10 protein-coding genes are annotated in these 12,294 nt (G+C 72.6%); 3 read left to right on the forward strand and 7 right to left on the reverse strand.

Annotated elements, in window-relative coordinates; translation table 11 throughout:
- Window positions 1-94 precede the first annotated feature (94 nt).
- Window positions 95-2,578 (reverse strand): ATP-dependent Clp protease ATP-binding subunit, encoded by a 2,484-nt coding sequence (locus ABZ939_RS20050; RefSeq protein ID WP_361856571.1) that lies wholly within the window; start codon window positions 2,576-2,578, stop codon window positions 95-97.
- 239 nt (window positions 2,579-2,817) lie between these two features.
- Window positions 2,818-4,434 (reverse strand): PHB depolymerase family esterase, encoded by a 1,617-nt coding sequence (locus tag ABZ939_RS20055; protein WP_361856574.1) that lies wholly within the window; start codon window positions 4,432-4,434, stop codon window positions 2,818-2,820.
- Between the two features lie 169 nt (window positions 4,435-4,603).
- Between ABZ939_RS20055 and ABZ939_RS20060 the strand changes: the two genes are divergently transcribed.
- Complete coding sequence (locus ABZ939_RS20060) at window positions 4,604-5,167, forward strand: tetratricopeptide repeat protein (protein ID WP_361856577.1); 564 nt, start codon at window positions 4,604-4,606, stop codon at window positions 5,165-5,167.
- A 42-nt stretch (window positions 5,168-5,209) separates the two neighbouring features.
- On the opposite strand, the gene ABZ939_RS20065 is transcribed toward ABZ939_RS20060, so the two are convergent.
- The 3 genes from ABZ939_RS20065 to ABZ939_RS20075 form a co-directional block, all read right to left on the reverse strand.
- On the reverse strand, window positions 5,210-7,000 hold the full coding sequence (locus ABZ939_RS20065; protein WP_361856579.1) for a hypothetical protein: 1,791 nt from the start codon (window positions 6,998-7,000) through the stop codon (window positions 5,210-5,212).
- Between the two features lie 110 nt (window positions 7,001-7,110).
- Entirely contained in the window at window positions 7,111-7,428 is a 318-nt protein-coding gene (locus ABZ939_RS20070) for a cupin (protein ID WP_361856582.1), read from the reverse strand.
- Window positions 7,421-8,716, reverse strand: coding sequence for an MFS transporter (locus ABZ939_RS20075; RefSeq protein WP_361856585.1), 1,296 nt, complete (start codon window positions 8,714-8,716; stop codon window positions 7,421-7,423). Before ABZ939_RS20075 ends, ABZ939_RS20070 begins: the two co-directional genes overlap by 8 nt.
- Window positions 8,717-8,805: 89 nt before the next feature.
- On the opposite strand from ABZ939_RS20075, the gene ABZ939_RS20080 reads away from it, so the two are divergent.
- Together ABZ939_RS20080 and ABZ939_RS20085 are read left to right on the forward strand one after the other, a co-directional pair.
- Window positions 8,806-9,690 carry a LysR substrate-binding domain-containing protein gene (locus ABZ939_RS20080; RefSeq protein WP_361856588.1) on the forward strand — a complete coding sequence of 295 codons (885 nt, stop codon included), beginning with the start codon at window positions 8,806-8,808 and terminating at the stop codon, window positions 9,688-9,690.
- 63 nt (window positions 9,691-9,753) lie between these two features.
- A complete protein-coding gene (locus ABZ939_RS20085) occupies window positions 9,754-10,629 on the forward strand; it encodes a DMT family transporter (protein WP_361856590.1) in 876 nt (291 codons plus the stop codon).
- A 4-nt stretch (window positions 10,630-10,633) separates the two neighbouring features.
- On the opposite strand, the gene ABZ939_RS20090 is transcribed toward ABZ939_RS20085, so the two are convergent.
- Window positions 10,634-11,953, reverse strand: a complete 1,320-nt coding sequence (locus tag ABZ939_RS20090; RefSeq protein WP_361856593.1) for an amidohydrolase — start codon at window positions 11,951-11,953, stop codon at window positions 10,634-10,636.
- A gap of 157 nt (window positions 11,954-12,110) precedes the next feature.
- Window positions 12,111-12,284 carry a hypothetical protein gene (locus ABZ939_RS20095; protein ID WP_361856596.1) on the reverse strand — a complete coding sequence of 58 codons (174 nt, stop codon included), beginning with the start codon at window positions 12,282-12,284 and terminating at the stop codon, window positions 12,111-12,113.
- Window positions 12,285-12,294 lie beyond the last annotated feature (10 nt).

Genomic DNA, 12,294 nt, shown 5'->3' on the forward strand with positions numbered 1-12,294 from the left:
CGGGATGGGTCCGCGGGGCCGGAAGGGGAGACGGCACTTCCGTGCCCCGCGGGCTTGAGGGGTGTCACTCCGAGGACACCGTGGGCGAGCCGGCCTACGGCTTCTTCACCCGGCAGACCAGCGCGTCGTTCTGGACGTCCGCCACGATCGAGTCGCCTGGATCGGCCTCACCGCCGAGGAGCAGGTCCGCGATCCGGTTGTCCAGCTCCGCCTGGATCGTGCGGCGCAGCGGCCGGGCGCCGAACTCCGGCTGGTGACCGTGGGCGACGAGCAGCTTCTTCGCCGCCTCCGTCACCTCGAGCTCCAGACCCTGCGCCCGGACCCGGTGCTCGCTCCGCCGCAGCAGCAGATCGAGGATCCGGCCGAGATCGTCCTCGGCGAGACCGTGGAAGATGATCGTCTCGTCGATACGGTTGAGGAACTCGGGCGCGAAGTAGCCGCGCAGATCCTGCTTCAGGTCGTCGCGGATCTCCGAGACGTCGCCGTGGTGGGCCAGGATCCGCTGGGCGCCGATGTTCGACGTCATGATGACCACGCAGTTGCGGAAGTCGACGGTCCGGCCCTGGGCGTCCGTCAGACGGCCGTCGTCCAGTACCTGGAGCAGGGTGTTGAAGACATCGGGGTGCGCCTTCTCCACCTCGTCGAAGAGCAGGACGCTGTACGGCAGCCGGCGCACCTTCTCCGTGAGCTGGCCCGCCTCCTCGTGACCCACGTATCCGGGCGGGGCGCCGACGAGCCGGGAGACCGTGTGCTTCTCCTGGAACTCGCTCATGTCGAAGCGGACCATGCGGCTCTCGTCGCCGAACAGCAACTCCGCGAGGGTCTTGGCCAGTTCGGTCTTGCCGACACCGGTCGGGCCGAGGAAGAGGAAGGAGCCCACCGGACGGTTCGGGTCTCCCATGCCGGCCCGGTTGCGGCGCACGGCCTGGGCGATGGCGGTGACCGCCTCGTCCTGGCCCACCACCCGGCTGTGCAGGGCGTCCTCCAGCTTGAGGAGCTTGTCCTTCTCGCTCTGCGTCATCTGAGAGACAGGGATGCCGGTACGCCGCGACAGCACCTCCGCGACGTCGTCGGACGTCACCTCCATCACGCCCTCGCGCCGCTCCGCGATCCCCGCCAGCTCCCACTCCAGACGGGAGATCTCCTGCTTGAGCTCGTTCGCCTTCTCGAAGTCCTCGGCCGCGACGGCCTCGTCCTTCTCACGGCGCAGCTTCGCCAGCCGGTCCTCGCGGCCGACCACCTCGGTCGACTTGCCCAGTGAGCGCAGCCGCACGCGGGCGCCCGTCTGGTCCAGCAGGTCGATGGCCTTGTCGGGCAGGAAACGGTCGGAGACATAGCGGTCGGAGAGCTCGGCGGCCGCCACCAGCGCGGCGTCGCTGTAGCGGACCTGGTGATGGGCCTCGTAGGAGTCCCGCAGCCCCTCCAGGATCAGGATCGTCTCCTCCACCGAGGGCTCGGGGATCATCACGGGCTGGAAGCGCCGCTCCAGCGCGGCGTCCTTCTCCACGTACCGCCGGTACTCGTCGATCGTGGTCGCGCCCACCACGTGCAGCTCGCCGCGGGCCAGCGCCGGCTTGAGCATGTTGCCCGCGTCCATCGCGCCCTCTCCGGCCGCGCCGGCGCCCACCACCGTGTGCAGCTCGTCGATGAACAGCACCGTCGAGTCCGCGTCCGCCTTCACCTCGTCGATGACGTTCTTCAGCCGCTCCTCGAACTGGCCGCGGTACTGCGCGCCGGCGACGAGCCCGGACAGGTCGAGGGCGATGACCCGCTTGCCCTCCAGCGTCTTCGGCACCTCACCCGCCACGATCCGCTGGGCGAACCCCTCCACGATCGCCGTCTTGCCCACACCCGGCTCACCGATGAGGACCGGGTTGTTCTTCGTACGGCGGGAGAGGATCTCGACGGTCTGCTCGATCTCCTCGGCCCGCCCCACCACCGGGTCGAGCTTGCCGGCCCGCGCCTCCTCGGTCAGATCCCGGCCGTACTCGTCGAGCGTGGGCGTCCTGCTCTCCGGCCTGGCCGTCGGGGCACCCTCCGCCCGCGCGGTCCGGTCGGGGGCGGAGCGCAGACCGTCGACATCGGTCCCGTACGTGCTCAGCAGCTTCGCCGCCGCACCGCCGGGGTCGTCGAGGAGCGCGCCGAGAATGTGCTCGGGGCCGATGTACGAGACCGCCGACGCCTGTGAGCGCTCGTACGCCCGCAACAGGACCCGCTTGGCCGCCGGGGTGAGCCCCGGCTCCGCGGACGGGACGGTGCTCTCACCCGGCAGGACCTCCGCCATCGCCTTGGCCAGCTCGTCGGGGTCGGCCCCCGACTGGGTGAGCTGGGTGCGGGTGGGGTCGATCTGGGTGCAGGCCCAGAGCAGGTGCTCGGTGTCCAGGTCGGCGCTGCCGTCGTCGGCGGCGCGGGTGGTGGCCCGGTCGAGCAGCTGGCGCGCGGAGTCCGTCAGCAGCCTGCCGATCGGCACCCGCTGGACGGCAGGCGGAGAGGCCGCGGGAGACATGCCGAAGAAGCGGTTGAGCAGCTCGTTGAAGGGGTCCGGTCCACCGAAGGAACCGAAGGAGGACATCGTCATGTGGTGCCGTCCAGGTGCGTCGACTTCCTGCCAGTGCTCCCTCCACTGGAACAGCGGGGACCGCTTCCCACCCGGCGGAGCGCGGTGACGGACCGTCGCCGTGACGGACGCCGCCCGCGCGGTCACGCGGTGCTCGGCCGTTCCCGTCCCGTACGAAGTCCCCGCCGTCCTGTCCTCCGGACGGGTGAGCGGCGTCGCCGGACGCAGGACTGGCGGGCCACCCGTCCGGCGAGTCGGGGTCAGCGGTACTCGACCGTCAGTGTCACCGGAGTGGCTTGGTTGACGAAGAGATACGCCGTAGAGGCCGGGGCGGACTCGAATCGGAGCCGCACCTGTGTCGTGCCGGCGCGGTCGAGGGCCGCGAGTGCAGGCGCCGAGAGATCCGTGGAGGAGGCGGAGCCCGAGGAGAACGAGGCGATCTGCGCCCCTCCCGCGACGCTCGCCGCGGCCGACCAGTCCGAGGGCTCGACGGCACACGCGCCGAAGCAGCCCGTGGTGACGTCCGCGAGAAGCCGGTTGCCCGCCGGAGACGCCCAGGGATCGCCCGAACCGCTGCTGCGGTTCACCGTCAGATAGGCGCGGGTGATCTCCTTGCCCGCCGGGATCTTCGAGGTGTCGAAGGAGAGCAGCGTCCGGTTCACCTTGGCGTCGGTGCCACGGCCGAGCGCCAGACCGTACGTGTCCTCCAGGGTGCCCACCGCCGGCCCCGATCCGTCGGCGGCGGCCTTCACATAGCCGTCCTGCGCGTCCACGCTCGGCAGCGTCACCTGGCCGGTCACGGGCGGGGGAGTGGCGCCGCGCAGCGCCCGGACCATCCCCATGATCGCCTCGATCTGCTTGCCGCCGTGCCGTGCGTAGGAGGAGTCACCGAGGTAACCCCACCAGTTCCAGCAGCCGTTGGGGTTCTCCAGTGTGGCCGTCGCGACGGCCTGCGGGTACAGGACGATCATGTCGTTGGTGTCGGCGTACTCGTTGAGGTACGCGTTGTCGATGAACCGGGTCCCGAAGCCCTGGTACCCGTACCCCTGCTTGCAGCCGTGCAGCGCCACCATCAGGCTGCAGGAGGCCCCGCCGGCGCATGACGTCGGCACGTAGACGAATCCCTTGTCGTCCAGCGACAGGGGCGCCGCCGCGCCGCCCGGCACGTACGTGTTCTGGTCGAACTGGATCAGGGTCCCGCCGGGGGACGAGCTGGGCGCCGTGACGGAGCCCAGCAGATGACCGAGCAGATCGCGCTCGGCGTCGATGCCGCAGTTGTTGATCCACGGACTCTGCGTCACTGTGCAGGAGTTGGGGCCGAGCGGGCTGATCCAGGCGTGCCCGGCCGCCGTGCTCCGGTTGTACTGCACCCGCGCGCCGAACCGGCCGTAGTAGTCGGCCAGCGCATCGGCCACCGGCCGCTTCACGGTCGTGTCGCCCGAGCCGCTGAAGACGTACACGGGGTCGCCGGCGAGGTTCGCCACCGGGTCGACGAGCCCCTGCGTCGACCAGTCCCGTGTGGTCTGCTCCAGCTTTGCGAGCTGAAGGTCCTGCGTGGTGTTCATACAGGCGTTGAGGGCGGTGGAGAGCGTGTTCTGGGCGCAGTTGTACGGGCCGGAGGCGAACACGGCGGAGCCGCTGAACGTACCGGAGTACGCCACATGGAGCTGGGTGGCCATATAGCCGCCCGACGAGATCCCGGCGCTGTGGACGGCATCGATGGTGTACGGCTGGAGGGTGCCCGGCACGGGGGCGGGGGCGGCGGCCGCCGCCGGGGTCGCGACCGGGAACAGGGCCGCGGCGGCGAACAGCAGCAGCGCCGTCAGCCGGCGCGGCCCGCGGGGGCGGAGCGGACGGGGGGAACGGAATGGACGCATGGGGTCTCCCGGGCGGCTCGGTCATGTCAGGGTGCTGGCCGGGAGGTTAGGCGCGGGCCGCACGGGCCTCCTATGGGCCCGGCCGCCACAACCATCGGGGCGGAGTATGGCGCTCCGTCATCTGGCAACCGTCGTACGGCACTCAGGGGCGACCTGCGACGATTCCCCCATGGACGATGCCACCGAGAACGCCGAGAACGCCGAGAACGCCGAGAACGCCGATCACACCGCGTACGCCGACGAGCGGGACGGACTGCTGGCCGACGCGGTCGGACTGCGTGAACAGGGCCGTCCGGTAGAGGCGCGGGACCGCCTGGTGGAGCTCTCCGCGCGGTACCCCGACGACGCCGAGGTGGCGTACCAGACCGCCTGGGCCCACGACGTCCTCGGCCTGGAGGCCGAGGCCGTGCCCTTCTACGAGCGGGCGCTGAAGACGCCCGGCGAACTCACCGAGAAGGACCGCAGGGGCGCGCTCCTCGGGCTCGGCAGCACCTTCCGCGTCCTCGGCCGGTACGAGGAGGCCGTCGCCACCCTGCGCGGCGCGGTCGAGGAGTTCCCGGAGGACGGCGCGCTGCGGACCTTCCTGGCGATGGCCCTGTTCAACACGGGCGAGCACCACGAGTCGGCGCAGCTGCTCCTGCGCCTGGTCGCGGCCACCAGCGAGGACCCGTACGTGATCCGGTACCGGAAGGCCATCGAGTACTACGCGGGGGATCTGGACGAGACCGTGTGAGTGCACGCCACTGCCGTCCCGCACGAGCCGGCCGTGACGTCGTCAGCCGGTCAGAGCCAGCAGCCGCCGTGCCAGACTCCTCGCCTCCAGGTCCGGGTGCGGTGTTCCGTCGCACGGAAAGCCGGACACGACGCGGCGCCGGGAGGCGGCGACGCGCTCGACCGCGGGGCGGGCCGACGCCGGGAGTACGCGCATCGCCGTCAGCGCGCGCAGTGCGCCGACGTACGGCTCGTGCAGATCGCCGTGGCGGGCGAGCTGGTCCGCGATCACCGGCACCGTGTCGTGCAAGCTGCCGGTGACGCGCCAGATCGCGGCGGCCGCGTCCGCCCGGCTCTCGCGGGCCGGCGCGTGCAGCCGTTCCTCAAGGAGGGGCAGGAGCGCCACCGCGGGCGGGCCGAGTTCGGCCGCCACCCGGACGGCCTCCGTACGTCGTCCCACGGAGTCCGACTCCGCCCGCACCAGTTCCACCGCGGGTCCCGCGTCGCCCGTGACCCGCGCCAGCGCGACCGCTGCCGTCAGGTCGCCCGCCCCCGCCCGTGCGCGCAGTGCCTGCGCGACCCTGGGTCCCGCCGACGGACCGAGCGCGGCCAGCGCCCCGGCCGAGGCGGGCAGAAGACGGATCAGTTCGTCCACGCGGTCGGCCGCGAGTGCGGGGAAGTGCTGCAGCACGTCCAGCCACTCGGCACGCGGCCGAGCCGCCACCCGCCGCGCCACCGGCTCGGCAGCCGTGCCGAACACCTCCACCGCCGCGGACACCACCGTGCCGGGCGCGGTGAACGGCGTCAGCTGCAGACTTGCCGCCTCCTCCGGCATGCCGTCCATCAGCCGCAGGACGAGGCCGAGCGCACCAGGCACGCGCAGCCGCACCGCGGCATGTGTCGCCGCCACCCGAACGGCGGGGTCGTCCGACCGCAGGTGCGGAGCCAGCCACGGCGTGGGTTCACCGCCCTCCAGCGCGGCGCCCACCCGCGCCACTCGGCACAGGTCCTCCGCGTCCTCGGCTGCCGAAGCGAGCCAGGGCAGGACGTCCCGCTCGCGGTCGCGCCATGTCTCGGTGAGCTCCCAGGCCAGCGGCAGCCCCCGCTCCACCGCTCGCAGCACCGCGTCCGGGTCGTCCATCAGCCGCTCCGTGAGCGGCAGATAGGGCTCGGGCCACGGGTGGTCCGTCTCGTCGGCGGGGGCCGCCTCGTGTGCGTCGAGCGCCGACTCCACCAGAGCGGCCGGCAGCGGCAGCGGGGCCGTGCGCAGCAGATCCGTCACCGCGGCCCGGCGCACCACCGGCTCCGGTGCGGACAGCAGTGCCTGGTTGCGCGCCTCTCTGACGTCATGCGACACATCGAGAAGACCGAGCGCGGTGACGAGATCCGCGCGTACGTCGGCGTCGTCCTCCGACTCGAGTCGTGCCCGCAGCAGGGGGAGCAGAGGCATGGAAGCCTCCTCGCAGGCGGCGACGAGCCACACCATCGCGCGCCGAACGCACGGGTCCTCGTCCGCCGCCAGGCCCAGCAGGACCGGAAGCGCGGTGGCCACCGCCCGGCGCACCTCCCGGTACTCGCGGCCGTTCCCGGTGGCAGCGCTGTGCAGCAGCCACAGGAGTGACAGCCGGTCACCGGGCCCGTCCAGTGCGAGCCGGGCGACGAACGGCACGGCCACGGCCGTCGCCGGGTAGATCGTCCCCTGGTGGCAGAGCGACGAGACCAGCTCGCACAACGCCTCGTCCCTGGCCCGCGCGTCCACCGAGTCGGCCGCCCGCAGCAGGCCGGGCACGTCGTCCGCCGGCCCGTACGCGTGCCTCAGGGCAGCCCAGTCGATGTCGTCGATCCCGTCCAGCATGCGCGTGACCCTACGACACGGATCCGCTCGGAAGGCCACGAGGAGTCAGGCAGCACCGGACGCCGCGGACCCCGCCCTGCGGGCGGACGGCGACAGTTCGAGGACAGGCCCTAGTCGTTGACGGCGGTCAGCAGGACGACCGCGTCCTCCAGGGCGGTGAGGCCGTGCCGCTCCTTCGGGATCATCTGGAGTTCCCCCGCCGACAGTTCCTCGGACCATCCCGCCGCCGTCAGGCTCACCCGCCCCCGCAGCACCTGCAGACTCGCGGCCGGAGGCGCGTTGTGCTCGTCGAGTGCGGTGCCGGACACCATTGCGATCACGCTCTGCCGGAGCACCCCGTCGTGGACCACCACATGGGCGCTCCGGCCGTGCGGGGCGGTGCGTGCGTTGGCCAGATGTTCGTCGGCGAGGGCCGCGAGGTCATGCATCGTCTCTCCCTGCGGGGCTGCGCGGGTGGTGAGTCCCAGCCTCGCGCCTGTCGCCCGGGGCGCAACTCGGGGCGGTACGGCGCGTCACCGCGACCAGGAGCATGCCCAGCGCCGTGAATCCGGCCGCGGCCACGATCGTCGCCGTCCAGCCGTACGCCCCGTACAGCCACACCGCCGTGAGCGAGCCGATCGCGCCGCCACCGAAGGTGGACAGCATGAAGACGGTGTTGACACGGGCCGCGACCCGGGTGCCGAGGTCGAAGATCCGCGCCTGGTTCGCCACCTGAGAGGCGCTGGTCCCCAGGATCAGCAGATTCGCCCCGATCACCAGCGCCACGGGGGAGAGCGCCCCGAGGCCGACGACGGCGAGGGAGACCGCCACGCAGAGCAGCGACCAGGCGTTCACCGCCCCCGCTCCGTACCGGTCGGTGAGCCGTCCCGCGTACGCCGAGAGCAGCGCTCCTGGCAGGCTCAGGAGCCCGAAGAGCCCGGCCACCCCCGGCCCGAGGCCCAGCGGCGGCGCCGCCAGATGGAAGGCGAGCGTCGCCCAGAAGACGCTGTACGAGGCGAAGACCGCGGCGCCGGTCAGCGCCGAGATCCGTACCTCCCGGTGCTCGGCGAAGAGCCGGGGCAGGCTGGCAAGGAGACGCGGGTACGGCAGACGGTCGCCGACGGGCCCGGCGCGCTCCGGCAGGCCACGGGGCACGACGAACAGCAGGGCGGCCGTCGCCGCCGCGGCCAGCAGATAGGCGGTGCGCCAGCTCCCGCCGGCGTCCGAGGCCGCGCCCGAGACGGTGCGGGAGACGGTCGAGCCCAGGGTGAGCCCGAGGCCGATGAGCCCCACGACCCGGCCACGGTCCCCGGGCCCGGCGAGCGCGGCCGCCACGGGGGTGAGGACCTGCGGCAGGACGGTGGTCGTGGAGACCGCGAGGGTCGCGACCGTGAGCGTCAGGACGTTCGGCGCGGCCGCCGCCACGAGCAGCCCGCCGCTGGTCAGCGCGAGCAGAATCGTGGTGAGGCGGCGGAGCCGGGCGGTGTCCGCGAGCGGGACGATGAACAGGATGCCGAGCGCGTACCCGAGCTGGGCGGCCGAGGAGACGAGACCGGCGGTGTGCTGGGAGACGCCCAGGCCCCGGGCGATGGCGTCGAGCAGCGGCTGGGGGAAGTAGATGTTGGCGACGGTGACCGCCCCGGCCACCGCCATGACCAGGACGTTCGGCCGGATGGCGGGGCGGGTCCCCGGGCGGGCGGCGGCGGCCTGGGGCGCCGCGTCGGTCAGCGGATTCATGGAACCAGACTTCTGCCCGCCCACCCGGCCGATCAAGGTGCAACAATGCAAGCGGCGTTGAGCGAGACTCAACGATCGGGGAGGCGGAGATGCTCGAACGGCACGAACTGGAGGCGTTCCTGACGCTCGCCGAAGAGCTGCACTTCGGCCGCACGGCCGAACGCCTGGGCGTCTCCACCGGACGCATCAGCCAGACCGTCAAGAAGCTGGAGCGCCGCGTCGGCACGCCCCTGTTCGAGCGCACCAGCCGCAGCGTCCGCCTCACCCCGGTCGGCCGCCGCCTCCAGAACGACCTGCGCCCCGCCCACCGGCAGATCCTCGCCGCCCTGGAGCGGGCCACGGCGGCCGGCCGGGGCGTGCACGGCACCCTGCGGGCCGGCTTCGCCGCCCCCTGGAGCGCCGAACGGCTCACCGCGGCCGCCGACGCCTTCCTCGCGCGCCACCCCGGCTGCGAGATCTCCATCCGGGAGGTGCCGCTCGACGGCGGCCTCCGGCCGCTCCAGGAAGCCGAACTCGACCTTCTGCTCACGGCCTTCCCGGCCCGCGAACCCGGGCTCACGACCGGACCCGTCCTGGCCGCGGAACCCCGAGTGCTCCTCGTCCCGTCCGCCCACCCCCTGGCGCGCCGGGAATCCCTCGCGCTCGACGACCTCGCGGGTGTCCCGATGGTCACCACGGAGGGTGCCAACCCCCGCTACTGGCTGGACGCCCACTACCCCGCCCGTACTCCCTCCGGCGCGATCATCCCCCGCGGCCCGGTGGCCGCCTCCTGGCAGGAGGTCCTCTCCCATGTGAGCGCTGGCCGCGGAGTCTCGCCGGGAGCCGCACGCGGTGCCCGCTACCACCCGCGCCCGGGCGTCACCTACGTACCCCTGCGCGACGCACCTCCCGTCGAGTACGGCCTCGTCTGGCCGACGGCCGCCGAGAACGCGCTGATCAGAGCATTCGCCGAGGCCGTCGCGGCGCAGCACTGACGGACCCCCGGGGGGCGGTGTGTCCCGTACGGGGCGGGGAAGCGCCGCGGCTACGGTGAATCGGTGCAGCCTGCCGCAGACCGCGCGACGCTCGCCGCGTTCCTCACCGCCGCGGCCCTCGCGGGCGGGAACGCGGTCGGCGTCCGCTTCAGCAACCGTGAACTCGATCCGCTGTGGGGCGCGGCACTGAGGTTCGGCGCCGCCTCGCTGCTTCTGCTGGCCGTGATGACCGTGCGCAGAATGGAGTTCCCGCGCGGCAGGGCGCTCGGCGGGTCGATCCTCTTCGGGGTCCTCAACTTCGGTGTGACGTTCGCGCTCGCGTACTACGCGCTGGTCCGCATCCACGCGGGGCTCGGCCAGACCATCCTCTCCCTGGTCCCGCTCGCGACGCTCCTGCTCGCGGTGGCACAAGGGCTCGAACGGTTCCGGCTGATGGCGGCCGTCGGCACGGTGTTCGCCACGGCCGGGGTCGCCGTCATCTCGCGCGACCCGCTGGGGGGCGACGTGCCCGTGCTGTCCTTCCTGGCGATCCTGGGCAGCATGCTGGCGTTCGCGCAGGCTCTCGTACTGGTGCGGCGGCTGCCGAAGGTGCATCCGGTGACGATGAACGCGGTGGGCATGACGGCGGCCTCCGTCCTGCTCTTCGCGGGGTCGCTCGCGGCAGGCGACACCTGGCGGCTGCCGGACCGCGCCGCGACCTGGTGGGCGCTGGGCTACCTGGTGGTGGTCGGCTCCGTGCTCACCTTCATCCTCTATCTGTTCGTGGTCCAGCGCTGGGACGCGTCGAGGGCGGCGTACATCTTCGTCATCGTCCCGGTCGTCACGATCGTGCTGTCGGCGTGGCTGGACGACGAACCCCTCACGGCCTCGCTGCTCATCGGCACCCCGCTCATCCTGATCGGGGTCTACCTGGGAGCCCTGCGGAAGCGGCCCGCCTGAGGCGTCACGGCCGAGCCACCAGCGCGCCCGCGAGATGGTCGTAGGCGATGTGCGCGTGCAACCGGACGCCGGTGACGAGCGTGTCGTCGTCGGCGTAGAAGTGCGGATTGTGGTTGGTGACCAGACCGCGCCCGTCCGGCAGCGGGACCGGGTGACCCTCCGCGTCCAGCGCGGCGTCCTGGACGCCGAGCATCACGTACAGCCCGCCGAAACGGTTCACGAACTCGGAGACGTCGTCGTACCCGAGCGTCGCGCCGGCCTCCACCGTCCGTTCCTCGCCCACCACCCGACGGATCGTCGGCAGGCCGGCCGCGACCCACTCCGCGCTGTTGTGCACCGGCGGAACGGGCTGCAGGTACGTGACCGTGGCCGTGGCGTTGTACGCGGCCGCCGAGTGCTCGGCGAGCGTGGTCAGCCGCCGCTGGACCTCGGCCATGTCCGACTCGACCGCACAGCGGACGGTGCCCCACAGCGTGACGGTCTGACCGATGATGTTGAACCGCCCGACATCCTCGACATGCCCGATGGACACCGTGACCGGGTCGAACGCGGAGACCTGCCGGTAGAGCTGCCCGATGCCGGTCAGGACCGCGCCCACGGCCGGCATCGGATCGATGCCCTGCCAGGGCGTGGACCCGTGGACCTGCTTGCCGGTGACCACGATCTTCACCAGGGTGGAGGCGCCGTACTGGTTGCCGACCCGGTACCCCACGTACCCCTTGGGGTAGGGCGTGACATGCATCCCGAACGCCATCGTCGGCACCGGGTCCTCGAACGCGCCCTCGTCGAGCATGGCTCTGGCCCCGCCCTTCTCGGTGACCGGCGGCCCCTCCTCGGCGGGCTGGAAGACGAACAGCACGGTCCCCGGCAGCTGTTCGCGCACCCCGGAGAGCACGGTGGCCGCGCCCATGAGCATGGCGGTGTGGCAGTCGTGGCCGCAGGCGTGCGAGACGGGGAAGGGGCCGGGGTAGTCGGTGTCCACGACCCGCGAGGCGAAGTCCTGGCCGCACAGGTCCTCGACGGGCAGCGCGTCCGTGTCCGCCCGCAGCGCCACCACCCGTCCGCCGGGGGTGCCGCCCCCGCCCGTGCCACGGTTGCTGCCCCCGCCGCCCCGCAGGACGCCGACGACACCGTGCCCGGCGATCCCGGTGCGGACCTCGTCCAGCTCCAGGGACCGCAGATGGTCCGCGACGAGGCGGGCCGTCTCCACCTCGCGGTTGGACAGCTCGGGGTGCCGGTGCAGGTGCCGCCGCCAGGCGACCACCCGGGCGGACACCTGCTCGGCGCGCCGGTCCAGTTCCGCGTGCATCGCATCGGTGCTCAAGGGGCCACTCCCTGTCGGTTCCGGACCGTCCCTCCAGAGTGGCACTCCGTCCCCGCCGCGCTCGCCGAAACGGCGCACGACGGTCCCGCTCGGTGCCGCCCGGGGGCATCCGCGACGCCCACTGGCCGGTCGTCACCGAGCCGGGGCGGTCGGCCGGCTACGCCGAGAGCCCCGCCTTCACCTGACGGGTGATCTCGTCGGCGAGCACCTCCTCGCGGCCCGTCTCGACCGCGTCGAGCGTCTGCCGCACCACGTCGGCCGGGCTGATCTTGGGCTGGGTGACCCGTGCGGCCATCTCCGTGTCGATGAAGGCGGCATGGGTGGCGACCACCAAGGTGCCC

Origin of the sequence: Streptomyces sp. NPDC046712 (assembly GCF_040645695.1) — a bacterium.
GTDB lineage: Bacteria > Actinomycetota > Actinomycetes > Streptomycetales > Streptomycetaceae > Streptomyces.

Coding starts and splice junctions, on each gene's coding strand:
- ABZ939_RS20050 (WP_361856571.1), bottom strand. CDS start 2,578: ATGACGATGTCCTCCTTCGGTTCCTTCGGTGGACCGGACCCCTTCAAC.
- ABZ939_RS20055 (WP_361856574.1), bottom strand. CDS start 4,434: ATGCGTCCATTCCGTTCCCCCCGTCCGCTCCGCCCCCGCGGGCCGCGC.
- ABZ939_RS20060 (WP_361856577.1), top strand. CDS start 4,604: ATGGACGATGCCACCGAGAACGCCGAGAACGCCGAGAACGCCGAGAAC.
- ABZ939_RS20065 (WP_361856579.1), bottom strand. CDS start 7,000: ATGCTGGACGGGATCGACGACATCGACTGGGCTGCCCTGAGGCACGCG.
- ABZ939_RS20070 (WP_361856582.1), bottom strand. CDS start 7,428: ATGCATGACCTCGCGGCCCTCGCCGACGAACATCTGGCCAACGCACGC.
- ABZ939_RS20075 (WP_361856585.1), bottom strand. CDS start 8,716: ATGAATCCGCTGACCGACGCGGCGCCCCAGGCCGCCGCCGCCCGCCCG.
- ABZ939_RS20080 (WP_361856588.1), top strand. CDS start 8,806: ATGCTCGAACGGCACGAACTGGAGGCGTTCCTGACGCTCGCCGAAGAG.